Source organism: Streptomyces sp. NPDC057474 (genome assembly GCF_042802555.1).
Taxonomy (GTDB): Bacteria; Actinomycetota; Actinomycetes; order Streptomycetales; family Streptomycetaceae; genus Streptomyces.
The window spans coordinates 13,865-35,805 of record NZ_JBHVDX010000068.1 but is presented as its reverse complement, the minus strand read 5'-3'; the positions used below and the strand labels follow the sequence as shown (position 1 = coordinate 35,805).

At 69.9% G+C, this 21,941-nt stretch carries 15 protein-coding genes and 1 pseudogene; 11 read left to right on the top strand and 5 right to left on the bottom strand.

All coding sequences use genetic code 11. The features are described from left to right. Nucleotides 1–37: 37 nt before the first annotated feature. The gene (locus ACFU53_RS20630; protein WP_383994155.1) at nt 38–808 is read left to right on the top strand and encodes a hypothetical protein; all 771 of its coding nucleotides are present in this window, start codon (nt 38–40) and stop codon (nt 806–808) included. Nucleotides 809–882: 74 nt separating this feature from the next. On the opposite strand, the gene ACFU53_RS20625 is transcribed toward ACFU53_RS20630, so the two are convergent. Beyond that, nucleotides 883–3,486 (bottom strand): alpha-galactosidase, encoded by a 2,604-nt coding sequence (locus tag ACFU53_RS20625; protein ID WP_383994152.1) that lies wholly within the window; start codon nt 3,484–3,486, stop codon nt 883–885. A 116-nt stretch (nt 3,487–3,602) separates the two neighbouring features. On the opposite strand from ACFU53_RS20625, the gene ACFU53_RS20620 reads away from it, so the two are divergent. The 5 genes from ACFU53_RS20620 (at nt 3,603) to ACFU53_RS20600 (ending at nt 10,442) form a co-directional block, all read left to right on the top strand. Continuing rightward, entirely contained in the window at nt 3,603–4,640 is a 1,038-nt protein-coding gene (locus ACFU53_RS20620) for a LacI family DNA-binding transcriptional regulator (RefSeq protein WP_383994149.1), read from the top strand. 114 nt (nt 4,641–4,754) lie between these two features. Continuing rightward, the gene (locus tag ACFU53_RS20615) at nt 4,755–6,083 is read left to right on the top strand and encodes an ABC transporter substrate-binding protein (RefSeq protein ID WP_383994145.1); all 1,329 of its coding nucleotides are present in this window, start codon (nt 4,755–4,757) and stop codon (nt 6,081–6,083) included. A 24-nt stretch (nt 6,084–6,107) separates the two neighbouring features. Beyond that, entirely contained in the window at nt 6,108–7,031 is a 924-nt protein-coding gene (locus tag ACFU53_RS20610) for a carbohydrate ABC transporter permease (RefSeq protein WP_383994142.1), read from the top strand. Beyond that, nucleotides 7,028–7,858: a carbohydrate ABC transporter permease gene (locus ACFU53_RS20605; RefSeq protein WP_383994139.1), complete on the top strand. Its 831-nt coding sequence runs from the start codon at nt 7,028–7,030 to the stop codon at nt 7,856–7,858. The genes ACFU53_RS20610 and ACFU53_RS20605 overlap by 4 nt, the downstream gene beginning before the upstream one ends. A gap of 112 nt (nt 7,859–7,970) precedes the next feature. Beyond that, on the top strand, nt 7,971–10,442 hold the full coding sequence (locus ACFU53_RS20600) for a CBM35 domain-containing protein (RefSeq protein ID WP_383994136.1): 2,472 nt from the start codon (nt 7,971–7,973) through the stop codon (nt 10,440–10,442). 86 nt (nt 10,443–10,528) lie between these two features. Here ACFU53_RS20600 and ACFU53_RS20595 read toward each other — a convergent pair whose 3' ends face one another. After that, entirely contained in the window at nt 10,529–11,716 is a 1,188-nt protein-coding gene (locus tag ACFU53_RS20595) for a sulfotransferase family protein (RefSeq protein ID WP_383994133.1), read from the bottom strand. Nucleotides 11,717–11,805: 89 nt separating this feature from the next. After that, nucleotides 11,806–12,069, bottom strand: a pseudogene (locus tag ACFU53_RS20590) (AI-2E family transporter); the annotation flags it as partial. Here ACFU53_RS20590 and ACFU53_RS20585 point away from each other — a divergent pair. After that, the gene (locus ACFU53_RS20585; protein WP_383994166.1) at nt 12,013–12,246 is read left to right on the top strand and encodes a hypothetical protein; all 234 of its coding nucleotides are present in this window, start codon (nt 12,013–12,015) and stop codon (nt 12,244–12,246) included. The pseudogene ACFU53_RS20590 and the gene ACFU53_RS20585 overlap by 57 nt on opposite strands. Before the next feature lie 165 nt (nt 12,247–12,411). Here ACFU53_RS20585 and ACFU53_RS20580 read toward each other — a convergent pair whose 3' ends face one another. Then, nucleotides 12,412–14,463 carry a TIM-barrel domain-containing protein gene (locus ACFU53_RS20580; RefSeq protein ID WP_383994131.1) on the bottom strand — a complete coding sequence of 684 codons (2,052 nt, stop codon included), beginning with the start codon at nt 14,461–14,463 and terminating at the stop codon, nt 12,412–12,414. Nucleotides 14,464–14,612: 149 nt separating this feature from the next. Continuing rightward, nucleotides 14,613–15,626, bottom strand: a complete 1,014-nt coding sequence (locus tag ACFU53_RS20575; protein WP_383994128.1) for a LacI family DNA-binding transcriptional regulator — start codon at nt 15,624–15,626, stop codon at nt 14,613–14,615. Between the two features lie 330 nt (nt 15,627–15,956). Here ACFU53_RS20575 and ACFU53_RS20570 point away from each other — a divergent pair, with 330 nt between their 5' ends. The 4 genes from ACFU53_RS20570 to ACFU53_RS20555 all read left to right on the top strand — a co-directional run bounded on the left by ACFU53_RS20570 (nt 15,957) and on the right by ACFU53_RS20555 (nt 21,787). Continuing rightward, complete coding sequence (locus ACFU53_RS20570; protein ID WP_383994125.1) at nt 15,957–16,766, top strand: endo-1,4-beta-glucanase; 810 nt, start codon at nt 15,957–15,959, stop codon at nt 16,764–16,766. Between the two features lie 154 nt (nt 16,767–16,920). Beyond that, the gene (locus ACFU53_RS20565; RefSeq protein WP_383994122.1) at nt 16,921–18,861 is read left to right on the top strand and encodes an acyl-CoA dehydrogenase family protein; all 1,941 of its coding nucleotides are present in this window, start codon (nt 16,921–16,923) and stop codon (nt 18,859–18,861) included. 350 nt (nt 18,862–19,211) lie between these two features. Then, nucleotides 19,212–20,486, top strand: coding sequence for a 1-deoxy-D-xylulose-5-phosphate reductoisomerase (gene dxr / locus ACFU53_RS20560; protein ID WP_383994120.1), 1,275 nt, complete (start codon nt 19,212–19,214; stop codon nt 20,484–20,486). Beyond that, entirely contained in the window at nt 20,483–21,787 is a 1,305-nt protein-coding gene (locus ACFU53_RS20555; protein ID WP_383994117.1) for a M50 family metallopeptidase, read from the top strand. The genes dxr and ACFU53_RS20555 overlap by 4 nt, the downstream gene beginning before the upstream one ends. Nucleotides 21,788–21,941: the final 154 nt, after the last annotated feature.

Here is a 21,941-nt window from a genome sequence, read left to right as displayed (position 1 = left end):
GTAATTCCCCCCACCCATGGAAGGAACACGAGACCCCATGGCACTACGCACCCGCACCGGGACCGCCACGCGTCCCCGCTCCCGCACTCGCACCCTGGGCCGGATCGGCAAGGTCCTGCTGGCCCCCGCGCTCGCGCTCGGCGCCACCATCGGCCTCGCCTCCGCCCCCGCCTCGGCCGCCGTCTGGAACTCCTGCGACCAGTGGGGCAACACGAGCCTGAACGGCTACACGCTCTACAACAACATCTGGGGATCCGGCGCCGGCAGCCAGTGCATCTGGGCCAACTCCGGCACCAACTGGGGGGTCTGGGCCAACCACCCCAACACCGGAGGCATCAAGTCGTACCCCAACTCCAAGAAGGTGATCAACAAGACGATCACCTCACTCGGTTCGCTCAACAGCAGCTACAACGTCACAGTCCCGTCGTCGGGCGCGTACAACTCGTCGTACGACATCTGGGACACGGACTACGACTACGAGACCATGCTCTGGGTCAACTACAACGGCGATGTCGGCGCCCTCGGCAGCTACCAGACGGCCGTGACGCTCGGCGGCCACAGCTGGAACGTCTACAAGGGCCGGGCCTACCGGTCCGACGGCACGTACTGGGACGTCTTCTCGTTCCTGCGCACCTCGGACTCGACCTCCGGGACGGTCCAGATCCTGCCCATCCTCAAGTGGATCAAGGACACCAAGGGCTGGATGGGCAACGAGACCATCGGCGACGTGCAGTTCGGCTTCGAGGTCACCTCGTCCTCAGGTGGCTTGGACTTCGCCACCAACAACCTGACCGTCAGCAGCAGTTGACGTTCGAAGGTCGTTGAGCCGTATGTAAGTCCGAGCCGGTGCCGTACCCCCACGCGGCACCGGCTCGGGTCGTCCTATGCCCGCGCCTGCGGCGTCAGACGGATCAGCAGCACACCGGGGGCGCGCGGTACCGACACCCGCAGTTCGCCGGCGGCCGGGTCCCAGACCGCCGCGGAGTGGGCCCGCGCGGCGGACGGGTGCAGGATCTCCGCGCGGACCGGGGCTCCCGTGCCAGCCAAGTGTCCGACCGGCAGCCCTACTTCGGCCTCCCCGCCCCTCCGCCACACCGACACGTACGACGGTCCGCGTTCGTGTCCGTCCGGCACTCGCAGCCCCAGCGCCAGCCACTCGTCCGTCCACCCCGGCAGGCCCAGCGGCCAGAACGGTACCGCGTGTGCCAGATCGCCGCGGATGGACTTGTACGTGGCCACCGCGTGCCGCACGAGGCCGAGTTGGCGCTCCGTCATGCGGTCGAGGTGGCCCGACAGGTGGATGCGGCCGAGGAGGGCGCCGCCGAGGGTGAAGGTGATCAGGTCGTCGTCGTACTCGGGTTGCGGGTAGGCCCAGACGGCGCCCTGTTCCGGCGGTACCGCCGTGGGTGCGGCGGCGGCGATCGGGGGGTAGCGGAGGGGATCCTGCTGGTCGCTGGTGGACTGGAGTTGGGAGACGGCCAGGGTGGCGCCGTCCATGCGCATACCGCCGGAGGCGCAGTTCTCGACGACCAGATGCGGGTAGCGGTCCAGGACATCGGAGAGCCAGCCCAGGTAGGCGTGGGCGTGCCCCAGGAGCCCGGCGCCGGGGGAGGGGTCGCCGGGGGCCGTGGTGCCGGGGTCGATCACGATGTTGTAGTCGAGCTTGAGGTAGCCCACGCCCCAGTCGCCGACGAGGCGGTCCACCGTCTTGTCGAGGTGGGCGCGGGCGGCCGGGTGGCGCAGGTCGAGCTGGTGGCGGCCCTGTTCGGTCAGCCGTACGCCGTCGCGCTGGAAGAAGGCCTCCGGCGGCAGCTCCGCCGCGACCGGGCTGCGTACGCCGACGACCTCCGGCTCCAGCCACAGCCCGGGGACCATACCGCGCTCCCGGATCCGCTCCAGCACGGCACGGATACCGCCGTCGGACAGGGGGCCTACTCCGGTCTCGGTTCCGCCACCCTCTCCGGGTCGGCCTTGCGTCTTGTTCTGGCTGTCTCCTTCGGGTCGGGCCGCCGTCGCCTCGTTCCGGCCGTCTGCTCCGGGCCGGTCCTGCGCCCTCTTCCGGCCGCCCTCTCCGGCCAGGCCCGCCGCCGCGTTCCTGCCGTCTTGCCTGGTTCCGGGTTCGGTTTCCGCCCCGTTCCTGCCGTCTTGCCTGGTTCCGGGTTCGGTTTCCGCCCCGTTCCTGCCGTCTTGCCTGGTTCCGGGTTCGGTTTCCGCCCCGTTCCCGCCGCCCTGCCCGGCCCCGGGTTCGGCCCCCGCACCCCTCCCGCCGTCCACACCCCCGGCGGGAAAGCGGCGCGGCGACGGCAGCCATTCGCCGACGCTGTCCCACCAGCCGCCGTCCACCGAGTCGTCGTACCAGCCGGAGTCGATGCAGAAGTACTCCGCGCCCGCCTTCGCCGCCGCGTCGATCAGCGGCAGCAGCTTCGCGGTGGTCGGGTCGCCCATCAGGGTGTTCATGTAGTCGTTGAAGACGACCGGCAGCGCCTCGTGGTCCGGGTGCGGGCGCCGGACGGCCCGGCGGTACCCGGTCAGCGCCCCCAGCGCCTCGTCCAGCCCCGAGCCGTGCCCGGCCCCGCCGGCCGACCCTACGGCCAACGCCGCCGTCACCGTCGTGAACTCCTCGCCCGGCGCCAGCCGAACCCGCCACTGGTGCTCGGCGTCGGTCGGGCCGTTCACGGCCAGATATGTGCCGTGCGCCCGTTCCCCCAGGTCCCAGCGCCACCCGGCCGGCGACTCCACCTGCCAGACCCACGCCCGGCCCCGGCCCCCACCCCGTTCCGTGAGCGCCCCCATCGGCAGATGCCCGTCACTGGGCCAACTCCCCCGCCCGGTGAGGGCAAGCGCCGCTCGGCTGTCGTGCTGATGGACGTCGACGCTGATGTCGGCGACCGTCGCCCGCAGCGGCTCGGCGTACCAACGGCACTCCGCGAGCCAGTCGTTGCGGGCCCGGTGCACGTCGAGGACATCGGAGGAGGGAAGCCCGCCGAGGAGAAGGCTGCTGACGGACTGGACGACGACAGGCCCGGTGCCGTCGTTGCGAAGCCGCACCCGGGAACGGACGACGGCAACCCCGGTGGGAGAGGACAGCTCGACGAACGCGGTCAACCCGCGCGCGGCATCGTGGAGTTCGATCGTCAGCCGCTCCCAGCCACCGCCGTCTCCACCACTGCTGTCTCCACCACTGCTGTCACTGCGGTGCCCCCGGTACGCGAGCCTCGCACCGAACGCCGTTCCGGTGAAGCGCGGCCCGGACCACCCGCTGCCGTGCCCGAACGCGGTCAACTCGACGAGAGGCAGAGCGGTTTCGGGGTCGGCGGTGTCACCGCAAGGCCCGAGCCGGACCATCCGCAGTGTTCCGTCGGCGGCCGTCGCGAACTCGGTGTCGATCGCCGGATGTCCCCAAGTGAAGGCTGCCTTTGTGTCGTTGGGGTCAGTCGTGCTGTCCGTCAGGTCGCTTCCGCCGATGTCGCTCGCACCCGAGTCCACGTTCGCTTCCCCTCCCAAGCCGTCCCGTCCGTGTGCCGTCCGCCGCCGGAGGCACCCGCGTGAATCTTTCGTTACGTTCTCTTGACGACTCCTGTGTGACCGGTCACAATCCTGGCATGAATGTGACCGGTCACACAAGGCGCCCGGCGAGCATCCGGGACGTCGCGACCGCCGCCGGGGTCTCGTACCAGACCGTTTCCCGGGTGATCAACGGCCACCCCAGCGTCAAGCACACGACGCGGGAGCGGGTGCTGGCGGCCATCGACGAGCTGGGGTTCCGGCGGAACGCCACCGCGCTCGCGCTGGCCAGCGGCCGCACCCGGGCCGTGACCGTGCTGACCGCCAACACCACGCACTACGGCTATGCCTCGATCCTCCAGGGCATCGAGGAGGCGGCGCGGGCGGCGTCGTACGCGGTCGGGATCGGTGTCCTCGAATCGGCGGACGAAGCCGCGGTCGCCGCCGAGGTGCAGCGGGCGTCGGACGCGGGCGGCGGCCTCATCGTGATCGCCTACGATCCGGCCGGTGTCGCGGCCCTCGGGGGCGTCCCCGCGGAACTACCGGTCGTCGGTGTCGTCGAGACCCCCGCGACCCCGCCCGGCGGCGACCGCCCCTGGGTGTGGACCGACGACCGCGAGGCCGCCTACGAGGCCACCCGCCACCTGCTCGCCCTCGGCCACGAGACCGTGCACTATGTCGCGATCCCGTCCAGCACGCGGCGGACCAGCGCCCGTACCACCGGCTGGCGGCAGGCGCTCAAGGAGGCCGGAGCGCCCGAACCTCAGTCGGTGCAGGGGAGCTGGGGGCCGGCGGGCGGTCACGCGGCCGGGCTCAGGCTGGCGAAGGACCCGGCGGTCACCGCGGTCCTCTGCGGCAACGACGACCTCGCCCTCGGTGTGCTGCGCGCGCTGCACGAGGCCGGGCGGTCCGTGCCCGGTGAGGTGAGCGTCGCCGGGTTCGACGACGCCCCGCACTCCGCCTATCTGACGCCGTCCCTCACGACCGTACGCCTGGACTTCACCGGCCTCGGGCGGGCCGCGTTCGCCCTGCTGCACGGGGTCGTGGAGGAGTCCGCGCAGATCGCCCCGCACCCCGTCTCCGTACCGGAACTGGTGGTGCGGGAGAGCACGGGGCCACCGCCCGCCAAGGCCTGAACACCTCACACACTCGGGCCGGACACCCCGTACGCCTCACCCGAACACCCCGTAAGCACCCAGCTGTTCCGCATCCTGCCCTGCCCTGAACCACCTGTTCTCGAAAGGCACGCGATGAAGACAAGAGCTCTCCCGACGCTGGCCCTCATATGCGCCCTCGGCCTGGCCGCCACCGCGTGCAGCGATCCCACGGCAGGGACGTCGGGCGCGGACACGGACACCAAGCAGTCGGCCGTCGACCCCACCGCCCGCCTGGACGGCGTGAAACTGACCATGTGGACCGCGCAGAACACGGTGACCGCGCCCAAGCAGGTCATCGACGCCTTCGAGAAGGCCACGGGCGCCGAGGTGGAGACCCAGGCGGTCCCGGACCCCTACGAGTCGAACGTGCCGACCAAGCTGGCCTCCGGCGACCGCCCCGACCTGATGTTCTGGCAGCCGTCCATCTCGACGCTCCCCTTCATCCAGCCGCAGCAGAACCTCCTCACCCTCGACGGCGAGGAGTGGGTCTCCAAGCTCGGCGACACCGAGAAGTCGCTGGGTGTCATCGACGGCAAGCGGTACGCGGCGATCGTCACCAGCCCCGCCATGCTCGGCGTCTACTACAACAAGGACGTCTTCAAGCAGGCCGGCATCGCCGAGAAGGACTTCCCCAAGTCGTACGACGAGCTCCTCGCCCTCGGCCACAAGGTCGTCGACGACACGGACGCGGCCGCCTTCTACGAGGCCGGCGGCGACAAGTGGCCCCTCCAGTGGCAGATGCAGGTGCAGCTCACCGACCTCGACAAGCAGTGGTGGGCGGACCTGAACGAGAACAAGGAGAAGTGGACCGACCCGGTCGTCGTCGGGGCGATCAAGAAGTACAAGGAGAAGCTGCTCGACGCCGGGCTCGCCCAGAAGAACTACAAGACAGGCACCTTCACCGGGCAGGCCGACGCGCTGTGGAAGGGTGAGGCCGGAATGGTCCTCAACGTCACCTCCTTCCAGAGCCAGTTGCAGGCCAAGTACTCCACGGCGGAGATCGACAAGAAGATCGGCTGGTTCCCGGTCGCCAACTCGGCCGCCACCGGCCTGTATTCGCCCGACCAGACCAACGGGGTCGTCGCCTTCAAGACCGGTGACGACAAGCGCCAGAACGCGGCCCGGCAGTTCCTCGCCTTCTGGCTCGGCCCCGACTACGCCGACTACATCGACGCGATGAAGATCCCGTCCGTGCAGCCCTCCGTGCCCACCCCGGACGGGCTCCCGGAGGCGTCGCAGGCCCAGGTCGCGGCCCTGCCGACCGCCATCGGAGTCTTCCAGGCCAAGGCGATCGTCGCCCCGGACACGCACCTGTACCTCGCCGACATGCTTTTCGACAAGAAGAGCCCGCAGCAGGTCGCCCAGGCCATCCAGGACCAGTTCGCGCAGGTGGCCAAGGCCCAGGGCGCGCCCGGCTTCTAGCCGGGGGGAGAGACAGGGCTTCCGATGGCGGACACGGCCGTACGTACGCGCAAACAGGCACCCACGAGAGGCGAACCCCGGCGGGTGGGGCGGCTGCCCCGCGCCGCCGTGCACCACCCCTGGTGGTTCGCGCTCCCCGCGATCGTCGTCTTCGCGGGTTTCTTCCTGGTGCCCAACCTGCTCAACTTCTACTACCCGTTCACCAACTGGTCCTCGTACCACCCGGACATCGCCTTCACCGGCTTCGACAACTTCACGACCATCGCCGACGACGGCACTCTCGTCCGCGCGATCCGCACGACCCTGTTGTACGCGCTGCTCGCGGCCGTCTTCCAGAACGGCTTCGGGCTGGTGCTGGCACTGCTGTTGGAGGACGACACCCGCTTCAACCGGTTCTTCCGTGCCGTCTTCTTCCTGCCGGTGCTCATCTCCGCCCTCGCCACGGGTTACGTCTTCCAGGCCCTCCTCGACCAGGACGGCGCGGTCAACTCGGTGCTGGGCACGGACGTTCCCTGGCTGGGCTCGACGACCTGGACCCTCGTCGTCGTCACCCTCATCCACGGCTGGAAGTGGATGGGCCTGTCGATGCTGATCTACCTGGCGGGGCTGAAGGGCATCCCGGGCGACATGCTCGAAGCCGCGCGGATGGACGGGGCCGGCCCCTGGCGGACCTTCTGGTCGGTGCGCTGGCCGATGCTCGCCCCGGCCCTCACCTTCAACGTCACCACAGCGCTCATCGGCTCGATGAACACCTTCGACATCGTGCAGGCCACGACCGGCGGCGGCCCCGCCGCCTCCACCGAGGTCTTCAACATCTACATGTTCCGGATCTTCGGACAGGGCCTGTACGCCCAGGCCTCCGCGATGAGCCTCGTCCTCTTCCTGGTCGTGGTCGCCGTGGCGATTCCGCTGGTCATCGGGTTGAGGCGAAGGGAGCAGCTGCTTTGAACCCGTCCGTGGTCTGGCGGTACGGCCGCCCCGCCCTCGTCCTCCTCATCGCCGGCCTCGCCGTCGGCGTCCCCCTGTGGCTGGTCCTCGTCACCTCCGCCAAGCCGCAGGCGGAGGCCATCAGGCCGAACCTCGACCTGCCGCAGCACTGGCAGCCCGGCGCCAACTACGAGGACGCCGTCGCCCAGGGCGAGATGCTGCGCGGGCTCCTCAACTCCCTGCTGGTCGTGGTCCCTTCGGTGGTTCTCGTGCTGATCCTCGGCGCGGGCGCCGCCTGGGTCTTCGCCCGCCGCAAGTCGAGGCTGGTCGCGGCGGCGTACGCGCTGTGCATCAGCGGGCTGCTGCTGCCGCCGGCGGTCATCACGATCGTGATGGAGCTGCGGCAGCTGGGGCTGGCGGGCACCCGGCCCGGAATGATCGCTGTCTACACCGGGATGTACCTCTCCACCTCGATCTTCTTCATGACGGGCTTCATCCGCGCCATCCCGATGGAACTGGAGGAGGCGGCCCGGATCGACGGGGCGAAGCCGTTCCGGATCTTCGCGCGGATCGTCCTTCCACTCCTCCGGCCGGTCATCGCCACCGCGACGATCATGGTGATGCTCTACGCCTGGAGCGACATCTTCTACGCCTTCTTCGTCCTCGGAGGCGGCGACCGGGCCACCCTCCCGCTCAACCTCTACAAGGTCGCGAGCGCCCAGCTCTACCTCAACAACTGGCATCTCGTCTTCGCGTACGTCGTGGTGATGAGCCTGCCGATGGTCGCCGTCTTCCTCGTCGGCCAGCGAAAGATCGTGTCCGGAATCACCAGTGGAGCCGTCAAATGACCGGAGGTCCAGCAGCGTGATCACCCCCACCCGCACGAGAGCCCGCACCCGGACCCGCACCAGGTCTCGTACCAGAACCGCCCTGGTCACAGCACTACTTGGAGTCACCTTCATGGCAGGCACCCTCCCCGCCACCGGATCGTCCGTGGCAGCTGCCGCAGACCCGCAGCGCCTCACCGTCGACCTCTCCGCCTCCGAGGGCCCGGTGATGCGCGGCGCCAACGGCGCGCTGTACGGGCTCAGCGACGACGGGGTGCCCAGCGACGCGGCCCTCGCGCCGCTGAAGATCACCAGCATCTCGCAGAAGCCGGAGGGCGGCGCCCAGCACCCCAACGGCGACGCGCTGACCGTCTCCAAGTCGTTCTTCCGCAACGGCGGCGGCGAGATCAACGTGATGATGCAGGACATCTACGCCAAGTGGCCCTACGAGGACCTCGGCATCGACGACTACCTCCCCAAGGTCGACAAGATCGTCAAGGAGATCGCGGCCGATCCGAACAGCGACCGCTTCGTCTATATCCCGTTCAACGAGCCGGACCAGATCTGGTACCAGCTCGGGGTCGCCGACCAGGCGCAGTACGAGGTCAACCGCGACCGGTTCTTCAGGGACTGGAAGACGGTGTACCAGCGCATCCGCGCGATCGACCCCGACGCGAGGATCGCCGGCCCCAACGAAGCCGCCTACCACACACGCGTGTTGAAGGACTTCCTCGCATTCGCCAAGCGCGAGAACGTCCTGCCCCAGGTCATGACCTGGCACGAGCTGGGCTCTGGCTCGCTGCGGGACTTCCAGGGGCACTACGACAACTACCGTGCCCTGGAGCGGGAAGCGGGCATAGCCCCGCTGGAGATCAACATCGACGAGTACGCCAACCGTCGTGACCTCTCAGTCCCCGGCCAGCTCGTCCAGTGGGTCTCGATGTTCGAGCGGAACAAGGTGTACGCCAACCAGGCCTACTGGGACGCCGCCGGCAACATGGACGGCAACGTCGTCCGCTCCAACATCCCCAACGGCGGCTGGTGGTTCTTCCGTTGGTACGCGGGCCTGACCGGGAACACCGTCAAGGTCACCCCGCCGCAGGCGAACACCATCGACACCCTCCAGGGCCTCGCCTCCCTCGACGCCTCCCGCCGCCAGGCCCAGGTCCTGCTCGGCGGTTCCGCCGACGACACGGACGTCGTGGTCCGGAAGGTCCCCCGGTCCCTCTTCGGCCGTACGGTCACCGCGACCGTCGCCGAGGCCGCCTGGTCCGGCTACGAAGGTCAGCACGCGACGCCGCGCGTCCTCTCCCGTACCAAGGTGAAGATCGGGGACGACGGCACGGTGACCGTCCCGCTGCGGGGCCTGCACAAGATGTCGGCCTACCGCATCGTCCTCACCCCGGGCGGCTCCGGCACCCCGACCACCCCGCCCGTCCCCTGGGCCGCCGCCTACGAGGCCGAGGACGCCGCCATCACCGACGGCAAGGTCTACACCCAGGGCACCGTGAGCAACGCCAACGGCTACGCGGCCTCCGGCACCAAGGACGTCGGCTCGCTCAACCAGGCCGGCAGCAAGGTCGACTTCACGGTGTCGGTACCGAAGGACGGCACGTACGACCTGGCGATCCTGTACGGCAACCAGTCCGGGACCCCGGCCACCCAGAAGCTGACGATCGACGGCGGCGACCCGGTCACCGTCACCTACCCCTCCACCGAGAACTGGACCTACCGCGCCAAGAAGGACGTCACCGTCCAACTCTCGGCAGGAACCCACCAACTGACCCTCGCCAAGGGCGACACCGAGGTCACCCTCGACCGGATCGACCTCACCGCCCGCACCGCCGAGCCGTCCGCCTCCTACGAGGCCACGCTCGCGGACATCAGCGGGAAGCCGTCGTACGACTACTCCTCGTCGGCGGGTGCCGGCACCGGCGCGCTCGTGCTGCGCTCCGGCGACAAGGCGGTCTTCGACGTGTACGCCCCGCGCGACGGCTATTACCGGGTGGTGCCCCGGGCGTCGGGGCCGGTGAAACTCGCCCTGCACGGGCAGTCGGTGGCCGCGGTGCCCGACCGGCCGCTGCGGCTGTACCTCGTGGCGGGCAACAACCGCGTCACCGCGACCGCCAAGCACACCGCGGTCCGCTCCCTCGACGTCACCGGCGCCGGATCGACCACCGGCACCCTCGCGTACGAGGGCGCCGCGGCCACGCTCGCGGGAGGAGCCAAACTCGTCGACTCCGCGTACGCCTCGGCCGGTTCGTACATCGGCTGGCTCGGCAACAGCGCGGACAGCACCGCCGAGTTCACGGTGAACGCCCCCACCTCGGGCCGCTACGTCCTGGTCGTCCACTACGCGCACAACGACCGCCGCGACAACGGCCACGCCTACAACACCGACATCATGTCCCGGACGGCGGACATCACGGTCGGGGCCGACGAGCCGCGCAAGGTCACCTTCAAGAACACCTGGAGCTGGGACGACTACTGGACGGTGGGCGTCCCCGTCGACCTGAAGAAGGGCGCCAACAAGGTGACCATCGGCAACGCGGGCGCCTGGGCGCCGAACATCGACCGGATCGAGGTGGGCCGGGTCGTCGGCTAGGACACGCGAGACCTCGGCCACCGGTGGGATGCCGGTGGCCGAGGTCTTTTCCGTCAGGTCCCGTCAGATCCCGCCGCCGGATCCCGTCAGGCCCGGTCGACCTCGGCCCGCAGCGCGTTGTAGTCGGTGAAGGCAGACTCGACATCGGCCCGGGTCAGGCCGTAGCGGGCCAGGTCGTAGCGGTGGGGGCGAGTGCCCTTGGGGCGGGCGACGATCTCGGGGAGCCGGGCGGCGTCGGCGTCGGTCCAGCGGGCGCCGACGGCCTCGTGGAGCTTGGGGGCACCCGTGGCCGGGTCCGTACCGAGCCAGGAGTACGGGACGTCCACCAGCGCCTCGCGGGGGATGGCGGCACGGGCCGCGAGGGCGTGCTCCATGGAGCGGCTCAGCAGTTCGAGCCACTGGGCGCCGAGGACGTGCAGGTCGAGGGGGCTGAGCGTGCCGACCATGCCCTGCTCGACCAGGCTGCAGAACGACGCGACGACGGTCGCCGGGTCGCGGTGGGTCCACACGATCGTCGCGTCGGGGAAGACGGCGCGCAGGGCGTCGAGGTTGCCGAGGTGCATGGGGGACTTGAGCATCCAGCGGCGGCGCGGGCGGCCGTACTGGAGCACCTGGTAGACCTGCTTGAGGTAGCCGTAGTCCGGGACGAAGTCCCGCTCGAAGTGCCAGGCCTGGTACTCGGGTATGCGGGCCTGGGACAGGGGCACCAAGGCGTGCGGCAGGATGAAGGTGCACTCCTCGGGGCCTTCGGCGACCATGGGGTGGATGTCCTGGAAGCGCGGGGCGAACAGGTTGATGCCGCCCACCCACCGGCGCGCGGACGCGATCGCCTTCCGCCGGGACTCGACCGAGGGGTAGAGGTCGGGCGCGAGCAGCTCCCACAGCAGCGGGCAGCGGTGCTCGTCCGAGATCGACAGCACACCGTGGGTGAGTGTGGTGGCGGTGCGCGGCAGACCGACCACGAACACCGGCTTCTCGATGGTCTCCTCTTCGATCTCGGGGTGCTCGGCGATCAGCCGCCGGACCCGGGCCCGGTTGGTGAGATGCCTGCGCAGATGGGCCTGTGCGGACTGCCAGCCGACGGCGGTGAGGTCGGCGTCGCCCGCCCAGTGGCGCAGCAGGAAACGGAAACCGTCGGTGAACTCCTCGTCCCCGTCCGCCTGCCCGGCCTTGGTGACGATCCGGTCGAAGACCCGGTCCGGGTCGCGCCGGGAACCGAGCGTCGGCCGGAGTAACAGATTGGCCAGCGTGAGGGACAGGGGAGCGGAGGACATCGAGGACTTCCCTTCGGTGCGGGTCAGGGGCGATCCGGGCCCGGGCGCGGTGCCGTCGGCGGTCGCCCGGGTGAGGCGCCCGCCGGCGATCATCCTGCCGCGCGGGCAACCTCCCTCGACCCCGGGGGTGTTGTCGCGCCCGCCCCGTCGCCGTACCGCGCCCGCAGCTCCGACAGCACACCGGACACCGCCGCCGTGAGCGGCACCGCGAGAAGCATGCCGAGGATGCCGGCGATGGAGGCGCCCGCCGTGAGGGCCAGCAGGATCGCCGCCGGGTGCATCTGCACGGTCCGACTGTGGATCATCGGCTGGAGCACGTTCCCTTCGAGGATCTGCACCGCGAAGACCACCCCGAACAGTCCCGCCTCCCACCGGAGGAGCCACTCCACGGCTCACCCGCGAGAATCGTCGAACAGCTGGGCCAGTACGCCGAGTCGGGCACCACCCGCGTCTACGTCCGCCTCCGCGACCTGTCCGACCTCGACCACCTGGACCTACTGATGACCGAGGTCGCACCCCAACTCTCCTGACAACCACAGCCGAGGCCTGCTCAGCTGCGGGCAACCGTGCCGCTGGGGCGATGGGGGTGCCTCCCGCTCGAGCGAAGCCGAGGGGGGAGGGAGGGGTGGGCGCAGGCGGCACGTCGTAACCGCCGAGCCGCGGAACCCCACCCGGCCCACCCCCGCACCGGGCCCCTACTCGGCGATCGGCAACGACACCCCGTCGCGCAGAAACACCGGAATCCGGTCCAGCGGAGCATCCACGGTCACCGACCGGCCGCCCTCGTACGTCTCCCCAGTCCACGCATCCGCCCACCGAGCGCCCGCCGGAAGATACGTCGTCCAGGCAGTCACCCCCGCCTCCAGCACCGGTGCCACCAGCACATCCCGCCCGAACAGATACGCGTCGTCGACCGACCAGGCGGCCGCGTCCTGCGGGAACTCCAGGAACAGCGGCCGCATCACCGGCAGCCCTTCCTCATGGGCCTCCCGCATGACCCTCAGCACGTACGGCTTCAACCGTTCCCGCAGCCGCAGGTACTCCTCCAGGATGGCCCCGGCCTCCTCCCCGTACGACCACACCTCGTTGGGCCCCCCGGTCATGGCCGGCCCCAGCGGCATACCGGGCTCACGGAACCCGTGCAGCCGCATCAACGGCGAGAACGCCCCGAACTGGAACCAGCGCACCATCACCTCGCGGTACGCCGGATCATCGGGGTCGCCCCCATGGAAGCCGCCGATGTCGGTGTTCCACCAGGGGATGCCGGACAAGGCCGTGTTGAGGCCCGCCGCGATCTGCCGGCGCAGCGTCGTGAAGTCCGTGCCGATGTCACCGGACCACAGCGCGGCACCGTACCGCTGACTGCCCGCCCACGCCGAACGGTTGAGGGAGACGATCTCCTCCTCGCCGGTCGCCCTCAGCCCCTCGTAGAAGGTGCGGGCGATCTCGGCCGGATAGATGTTGCCGACCTCCAGGCCGGGCCCCGCCCAGTAGCGCAGGTTCTCCTGGAAGCCCGGCTTGATCTCCGGCTCGCAGGCGTCCAGCCAGAACGCCTTGATGCCGTACGGCTCCAGGTAGTTCTCCTTCACCCGCGACCACACGAAGTCGCGCGCCTCCGGGTTCGTCGCGTCGTAGAAGGCGACCTGGACCGTCGACGCGACCTCCTTGTCCGGCCAGTCGGCGTGCGCCATCGGGCCGTACTGGGTGCCGATGAAGTAGCCGCGCTGCTCCATGAGGTGGTGGTTCTCGCTCAGCGGCGAGACCGACGGCCACACGGACACCACCAGCTTGATGCCCAGCTCGTCCAGCTCACGGACCATGGCCGCCGGGTCGGGCCACTCGCTCAGGTCGAACTTCCACTCGCCGAGATGCGTCCAGTGGAAGAAGTCGCAGACGATGACGTCGATGGGCAGGCCCCGCCGCTTGTACTCCCGTGCCACGGCGAGGAGTTCGTCCTGTGTGCGGTAGCGCAGCTTGCACTGCCAGAAGCCGGCCGCCCACTCGGGCAGCATCGGCGTACGGCCCGTCGCCGCGCTGTAGCGGCGCTGCGCGTCGGCCGGGTCGCCCGCGGTGATCCAGTAGTCGATCTGCCGGGCCGAGTCGGCGACCCAACGGGTGCCGTTGCCGGCCAGCTCGACGCGGCCGATCGCCGGGTTGTTCCACAGCAGGGTGTAGCCGCGGCTGGAGGTGAGCACCGGAATGCCGACCTCGGCGTTGCGCTGGACCAGGTCGAGCACCAGGCCCTTCTGGTCGAGCCGCCCGTGCTGGTGCTGCCCGAGGCCGTACAGCTTCTCGTCGTCGTACGCGGCGAAGCGCTGCTCCAGGCGGTGGTAGCCGTTGCCGACGGCGGTGTACAGGCGCGAGCCGGGCCACCAGAAGTGGGCGCGGGCCTCCGACAGCAGCTCGCCGCCGTCGGCGGTGCGCGTGTACCGGATCAGGCCCTCGGCGTCGACCTCGACGGTGAGCGCGCCGACGGTCAGCCGCCCCAGCCCGTCCTCGATCTTGACGCTGCTCTCGGTGCTCTCCGCCTCGTCGAGCAGGGCGCCCGGCAGCCCGTCGAGGACCGGGCCGCCCAGGCGGGCGCGGACCCGGACCGCGTCCGGGCCCCAGGGCTCGATCCGCAGGGTCTCCTGGCGTCCGCTCCACTCCAGGGCGCCGTCCCGCTCACGGAACGTGCCGACGGTGGGGGAGGACTGGGCGAGGCTGACCGCGCCCGTCGGGGTCTGGTTCTCGGCAGGCTGATTCACGGAGGTCTCCTGGAAGGGAGGAGTGGCGGCACACCCGGCTCGGCTCCGGCGGGCCGGGCGGTGGGAGAGGAGGTGGGGGCCGTACGGCGACTCCCGTACGGCGGTTTGTGTGCGACGGTTTGTGTACGACGGCTTGCGTACGACGTGGTTCAGCCGGTGGTGGACAGTGGCCCCGTGCTGGCGCGGACGGTCAACTCGGGGGCGAGGAGCACCACTTCGTCGGTGTCCCGGCCCTCCAGCTTGGCGACCAGCTGCTCCACGGCCCGCCGGCCCATCTCCTGGGCGGGGATGGCCACGGACGTCAGCCGTACCGAGGCCTGCACGGCGACCTGGTCCGGGCAGACCGCGATCACCGAGACGTCCTCCGGCACCGCGCGCCCCTGCTGCCGCAGCAGCGCGAGCAGCGGCTCCACGGCGGACTCGTTCTGCACGACGACCCCGGTGGTGCCCGGCCGTTCGTCGAAGATCCGGGCCAGGGTCGCGGCCATCGCGTCGTAGCCGCCCTCGCAGGGGCGGTGCAGCACGCGCAGGCCCAACTCCCTTGCCCGGGACCGGAGCCCGTCGAGGGTGCGCTCGGCGAAACCGGTGTGCCGTTCGTACACCGCGGGCGCCTCGCCGATGACAGCGATGTCGCGATGACCGAGCTTCGCCAGATGCTCCACGCACAGCGCGCCCGTCGCCCCGAAGTCGAGGTCGACACAGGTCAGCCCGCTGGTGTCGGCCGGCAGGCCGATGAGCACCGACGGCTGGTCGGTGCCGCGCAGCAGCGGCAGCCGCTCGTCGTCGAGCTCCACGTCCATCAGGATCATCGCGTCGGCGAGCCCGCTGCCCGTGACACGGCGCACCGCGTCGGGGCCCTCCTCGCCGGTGAGCAGCAGCACGTCGTAGCCGTACGTGCGGGCCGTGGTGGCCACCGCTATGGCGATCTCCATCATCACCGGGACGTACATGTCGGTGCGCAGCGGGACCATCAGGGCGACGATGTTCGACCTGCTGCTCGCCAGGGCGCGGGCCCCCGCGTTCGGGTGGTAGCCGAGCTCCTGGATGCTCCGCTCGACCCGCTGCCGGGTGCCCGCGGAGATGGACCGCTTGCCGCTGAGGACATAGCTCACCGTGCTCGCCGAGACTCCGGCGTGCTGGGCGACCTCGGCGAGGGTGACCATCCAGCTCTCCAAGCGTGTTTAAGCGCTTCGACAGCGCTATCTCTGAACAAGGGCGAGTGAGGGTGGCTCGACAGTAGCTCGGCGGTGGATGGGTGTCCATAGGTTGTCGAAGCGCTTCGATAATTCGCCGGGCGCCCAAAGGGGTGGTGGGGGTGTCGGTGGCGGGTGCGGGTGAGTGGGGGCTTCTCGCGCAGTTCCCCGCGCCCCGGTCGGCTGGTGTGGGCGCCTGGCGCAAAGGCGCCCGGTCCTCAGCTTAGGACCGGACGGCAACCTTCGCGGCGTTCGGCGGCGACCAGTGCCCGTACGTACCGCCCCCGGAAGGAAACACCGATGTCGCACCGTCGCCCACGCCTGACCCGTACGGCCAAGATCGGCGCGGCCGCTGTCACCGCACTCGCGATCGGGGCCTCCGTGACCGTGGCGATGGCGGGGGAGGAGGCCAAGAAGTGCACGGACTTCGACACGATCACGCTCGGCAAGTACTACGTGAACAACAACGTCTGGAACAGGGAGAAGGCCACCGGCACCCAGTGCGTCTGGGACAACTCCCGATCGGGGTCCACCATCTCGTGGGGGACCAGCTACAGCCTGGCCAACAGCGGCACGGGCAAGGACTACGACGTGAAGTCGTATGCCAGTACCGTGCTCGGCTGGCACTGGGGCTGGAAGACCGACAAGGCGGCGACGCAGCTGCCCGTCCGGGTGGGCGACCGGAAGCCGGTGAAGACCAGCTGGGAGTTCTCGGTCAGCTCGAACCCCGGGACCATGAACGTCGCCTACGACCTGTGGCTGCACAACAAGAACACCGCGGACTGGCAGGACCAGCCCACCGACGAGGTGATGATCTGGCTCAACAGTCAGGGCGGCGCGGGCCCGCTCGGCACCAAGTACGGCAGCGTCAGCCTCGGTGGGGCGATGTGGGACATCTACACCGGTGACATCGGCTGGAAGGTGTACTCCTTCGTCCGCCGCACCAACACCACCAAGGCCACGCTCAACCTCGACGACTTCACCCAGGCCCTGGTCCGCCGCAAGCTGCTGAGCAGCGACAAGTACGTCTCCGGCATCGAGGCGGGCACCGAGGTCTTCAAGGGAACCGGCCGCCTGGACACCAAGTCGTACTCGGTGGACATCGGCTGAGGGCGGGGTGCGCGTCGGCCGAAGGGGGCCGAACGCGCACGCGAGGGGTGGCGGGGTCACTCCGGATCGGGTACCAACGATCGAGTAGCACCCATCGGTAACCATTCAGGTACCCATCAGGTACAAGATCCCGATTCGCGGCGAGGTGAGCCTCATGTCCGCACCACCCCTCAAGAAGCCCGTCGTCACAGAACGTGAGGCCCGACAGGTGGCGGAGGCCGCCCGGGAGCAGGACTGGCGCAAGCCCAGCTTCGCCAAGGAACTGTTCCTGGGCCGGTTCCGTCTCGACCTCATCCACCCCCACCCGCTCCCCACCGACGAGGCCGTCCGGCGTGGCGAGCAGTTCCTGAGCAAGCTCCGCGACTTCTGCGAGACGAAGGTCGACGGGGCCCTGATCGAGCGCGAGGCCCGCATCCCCGACGAGGTGATCAACGGCCTCAAGGAGCTCGGCGCCCTCGGCATGAAGATCGACCCCAGGTACGGGGGTCTCGGCCTCACCCAGGTGTACTACAACAAGGCGCTGGCCCTGGTCGGCTCGGCCAGCCCGGCCATCGGCGTGCTGCTCTCGGCGCATCAGTCGATCGGCGTACCGCAGCCGCTGAAACTGTTCGGCACCCCCGAGCAGAAGGAGAGGTTCCTGCCGCGCTGCGCCCGCACCGACATCAGCGCCTTCCTCCTCACCGAGCCCGACGTCGGCTCCGACCCGGCCCGGCTCGCCACCACCGCGGTGCCGGACGGGGACGACTACGTCCTCGACGGCGTGAAGCTGTGGACGACGAACGGCGTGGTCGCCGACCTCCTCGTCGTCATGGCGCGGGTGCCCAAGTCCGACGGACACAAGGGCGGCATCACCGCCTTCGTCGTGGAGACCGACTCACCCGGCGTCACCGTCGAGAACCGCAACGCCTTCATGGGCCTGCGCGGCATCGAGAACGGCGTCACCCGTCTCCACCAGGTCCGGGTCCCCGCCGCCAACCGCATCGGCCCCGAGGGCGCGGGCCTGAAGATCGCCCTCACCACCCTCAACACCGGCCGGCTCTCGCTCCCGGCGTCCTGCGTGGCCGCCGGCAAGTGGTGCCTGAAGATCGCCCGCGAGTGGTCGGCGGTCCGTGAGCAGTGGGGCAAGCCGGTCGCGCACCACGAGGCGGTCGGCCAGAAGATCTCCTTCATCGCCGCCACCACCTTCGCCCTGGAGGCGGTGCTCGACCTGTCCTCGCAGATGGCCGACGAGGACCGCAACGACATCCGCATCGAGGGCGCCCTCGCCAAGCTCTTCGCCTCCGAGATGGGCTGGCGCATCGCCGACGAACTGGTCCAGATCCGTGGCGGCCGCGGTTTCGAGACGGCGGATTCGCTCCGGGCGCGCGGTGAACGGGCCGTCCCCGCCGAGCAGATGCTGCGCGACCTGCGCATCAACCGGATCTTCGAGGGTTCCACGGAGATCATGCACCTGCTGATCGCCCGCGAGGCCGTCGACGCCCACCTCTCCGTGGCCGGCGACCTCATCGACCCCGAGAAGTCCCTCTCCGACAAGGCCAGGGCGGGCGCGAACGCGGGTGTCTTCTACGCCAAGTGGCTGCCGAAACTGGTCGCCGGCCCCGGCCAACTCCCACGTACGTACGGCGACTTCCACCCGGCGGGCCACCCGGACCTCTCCACCCACCTGCGCTACGTCGAGCGCAACGCCCGCAAGCTCGCCCGCTCCACGTTCTACGCCATGTCCCGCTGGCAGGGCCGTATGGAGACCAAGCAGGGCTTCCTGGGCCGGATCGTCGACATCGGCGCCGAACTCTTCGCGATGAGCGCGGCCGTCGTGCGCGCGGAACTGCTCCGCACCACCGAGGGCCACGGCCGCGAGGCCTACCAGCTCGCCGACGTCTTCTGCCGCCAGTCCCGCATCCGCGTCGAGGAACTCTTCGGCCGCCTGTGGACCAACACCGACGACCTCGACCGCAAGGTCGTCAAGGGCGTCCTCGGCGGCGCCTACGAATGGCTCGAACAGGGCGTCGTCGACCCGTCCGGCGAGGGCCCCTGGATCGCGGACGCCACCCCGGGCCCGAGCGAGAAGGAGAACGTCCACCGCCGCATCCGGTGACCTGTCACACCTCCCCCGCGCCCGCATGAAGATCGGCCCGATGGGCCGTCTTCAGGGGCGCGGGGAACTGCGTGACCAGCCACCTACGGCCCGCGGCCTACGGACGGCCCTCGCAGCGGGCTGGCAGTACTCGTCGCTACCGTCCCGCGCACTCCGGGAACGAGAGTCGACCGTCGAACCGTCCGCCTTCAGCAGCGTCGCCGTGTCACCGGTGTTGTTCCAGACGTAGGCCTTGCGGTTCTTGTACGTGGTCGCGGTGGAAATGCCCTCGTCAACCACACACGGCACGAAGTGGGTCGACAAGGGGACGCGTGGTCCTGCCGGACACCGGATGCGGCCACAATGGAGGGATGAGCGACAGTCCAGCCCCTCTCGCCGATCCGCATCTCGTCTTCGACCCGGTCGACGGTGTACGGGACGTAGTGATCCTCGGATCGACCGGCTCGATCGGCACCCAGGCCATCGACCTCGTCCTGCGCAACCCGGACCGCTTCCGTGTCACCGGGCTCTCCGCCGCCGGAGGGAGGGTGGAGCTGCTGGCCGCGCAGGCGCACCGCCTGCGCGTGCGGACCGTCGCCGTCGCCCGGGAGGACGTCGTACCGGCGCTGCGCGAGGCCCTGGCCGCCGTGTACGGGGCCGGGGAGGCCCTGCCCGAGATCCTCGCCGGCCCGAATGCGGCCACCGACCTGGCCACGTCCGACTGCCACACCGTGCTGAACGGCATCACCGGCTCCATCGGCCTCGCCCCGACCCTCGCCGCCCTGGAGGCGGGCCGCACCCTCGCGCTCGCCAACAAGGAGTCGCTCATCGTCGGCGGCCCGCTGGTGAAGGCCGTGGCGAAGCCGGGCCAGATCATCCCGGTCGACTCCGAGCACGCCGCCCTCTTCCAGGCCCTCGCCTCCGGCACCCGGGCGGACGTGCGCAAGCTCGTCGTCACCGCCTCCGGCGGCCCGTTCCGCGGCCGTACGAAGGCGGAGCTGGCCGACGTGCGGCCCGCCGACGCCCTCGCGCACCCCACCTGGGCCATGGGCCCGGTCATCACCGTGAATTCCGCGACCCTGGTCAACAAGGGCCTGGAGGTCATCGAGGCGCACCTCCTCTACGACATTCCCTTCGACCGCATTGAGGTCGTCGTGCATCCCCAGTCGTATGTCCACTCGATGGTTGAGTTCACGGACGGATCGACGATGGCCCAGGCGACGCCCCCCGACATGCGCGGGCCCATCGCCATCGGCCTCGGCTGGCCGCAGCGCGTCCCGGACGCCGCGCCCGCCTTCGACTGGACCAAGGCGTCCACCTGGGAGTTCTTCCCCCTCGACAGCGACGCGTTCCCGTCGGTCGGGCTCGCCCGGCAGGTGGGACAGCTCGCGGGCACCGCCCCGGCGGTGTTCAATGCGGCCAACGAGGAGTGCGTCGACGCGTTCCTGCACGGGGGGCTCCGGTTCAACGCGATCATGGAAACCGTCACACAGGTCGTCGAGGAGCACGGCACCCCCGGAACGGGAACTTCCCTGACCGTGGCGGACGTCCTCGAAGCGGAGACCTGGGCGCGCGCCAGGGCCCGTGAACTGACCACTTCGACAGCCAACCCCACCGAGCGGACGACCGCGGAGGCCCGTGCATGACGACCCTGATGTTCATCCTCGGCATAGTGGTCTTCGTGATCGGCCTGGCCTTCTCGATCGCGTGGCACGAGCTGGGCCACTTCTCGACCGCCAAGCTCTTCGGTGTCCGCGTGCCCCAGTTCATGGTGGGCTTCGGACCGACCATCTGGTCGCGCAAGAAGGGCGAGACCGAGTACGGCGTCAAGGCGATCCCGCTCGGCGGCTACATCCGCATGATCGGCATGATCCCGCCCGGCCCGGACGGCCGGATCGAATCCCGCTCGACCTCCCCGTGGCGCGTGATGATCGAGGACGCCCGCGCGGCCTCCTTCGAGGAACTGCAGCCCGGCGACGAGAACCGACTCTTCTACACGCGCAAGCCCTGGAAGCGCGTCATCGTGATGTTCGCCGGACCCTTCATGAACCTGGTCCTGGCCTTCGTGATCTTCCTCGGCGTGATGATGACCTTCGGCGCCCAGACCCAGACGACCACGGTCAGCAAGGTCTCGGACTGCGTCATCTCGGCCAGTGAGAACCGCTCGAAGTGCAAGGGCAGCGACCAGGAGGCCCCGGCCAAGGCGGCGGGCCTGGAACCCGGCGACAAGATCGTCGCGTTCGACGGCACCCCCGTCGAGGACTGGTCCTCCCTGCAGGCCGACATCCGCGACAACCCCGGCAAGCAGGTCACGCTCACCGTGGACCGCAAGGGCCAGCAGGTCGATCTGACCCCCACCCTCATCAAGAACCAGGTCAGCCAGACCGACGGCGAGGGCGGCTACGTCGAGGACAAGTACGTGTACGCCGGCTGGCTCGGCTTCACCCCCGCCTCCGAAGTCCTCCCGCTGTCCTTCGGCGAGTCCGTGGACCGCATGGGCGACATGATGGAGAACGGCGTCGAGTCCCTGATCTCCCTGCCCGCCAAGGTCCCCGCCCTGTGGGACGCCACCTTCGGCGACGGCGAGCGCGAGGCCGACTCGCCCATGGGCGTGGTCGGCGCGGCCCGCGTCGGCGGCGAGATCTTCACCATGGACATCCCCGCCACCCAGCAGCTCGCCAGCTTCCTCATCCTGCTCGCCGGCTTCAACCTCTCCCTCTTCCTGTTCAACATGCTTCCGCTCCTCCCGCTCGACGGCGGGCACATCGCGGGCGCCCTTTGGGAGTCGCTGCGCCGGAACGCGGCCAAAGTGCTGCGCCGGCCCGACCCCGGCCCGTTCGACGTGGCGAAGCTGATGCCCGTCGCGTACGTCGTGGCCGGAATCTTCGTCTGCTTCACGCTCCTGGTGCTGATCGCGGACCTCGTGAACCCGGTGCGCATCTCGTAGTCACCCGTAGTTCACGGCGGCCGGGCACACTCACGAAAGTGGGGCCCGGCCGCTGTCGTACGGGTACGTCCGCTCACCAGTGCCCGAACCGCGCGGCGAGTCTCCCCAACGGGTGGGTTTACGGACGATGGGGGTCCCCCCGCCGAGTGGTTCG

What these genes read in the sequence shown, in the direction of transcription:
- ACFU53_RS20630 (WP_383994155.1), top strand. Translation starts at nt 38, where the DNA reads ATGGCACTACGCACCCGCACCGGGACCGCCACGCGTCCCCGCTCCCGC.
- dxr (WP_383994120.1), top strand. Translation starts at nt 19,212, where the DNA reads ATGAGCGACAGTCCAGCCCCTCTCGCCGATCCGCATCTCGTCTTCGAC.
- ACFU53_RS20555 (WP_383994117.1), top strand. Translation starts at nt 20,483, where the DNA reads ATGACGACCCTGATGTTCATCCTCGGCATAGTGGTCTTCGTGATCGGC.
- ACFU53_RS20615 (WP_383994145.1), top strand. Translation starts at nt 4,755, where the DNA reads ATGAAGACAAGAGCTCTCCCGACGCTGGCCCTCATATGCGCCCTCGGC.
- ACFU53_RS20610 (WP_383994142.1), top strand. Translation starts at nt 6,108, where the DNA reads ATGGCGGACACGGCCGTACGTACGCGCAAACAGGCACCCACGAGAGGC.
- ACFU53_RS20620 (WP_383994149.1), top strand. Translation starts at nt 3,603, where the DNA reads ATGAATGTGACCGGTCACACAAGGCGCCCGGCGAGCATCCGGGACGTC.
- ACFU53_RS20575 (WP_383994128.1), bottom strand. Translation starts at nt 15,626, where the DNA reads ATGGTCACCCTCGCCGAGGTCGCCCAGCACGCCGGAGTCTCGGCGAGC.
- ACFU53_RS20570 (WP_383994125.1), top strand. Translation starts at nt 15,957, where the DNA reads ATGTCGCACCGTCGCCCACGCCTGACCCGTACGGCCAAGATCGGCGCG.
- ACFU53_RS20600 (WP_383994136.1), top strand. Translation starts at nt 7,971, where the DNA reads ATGGCAGGCACCCTCCCCGCCACCGGATCGTCCGTGGCAGCTGCCGCA.
- ACFU53_RS20565 (WP_383994122.1), top strand. Translation starts at nt 16,921, where the DNA reads ATGTCCGCACCACCCCTCAAGAAGCCCGTCGTCACAGAACGTGAGGCC.
- ACFU53_RS20595 (WP_383994133.1), bottom strand. Translation starts at nt 11,716, where the DNA reads ATGTCCTCCGCTCCCCTGTCCCTCACGCTGGCCAATCTGTTACTCCGG.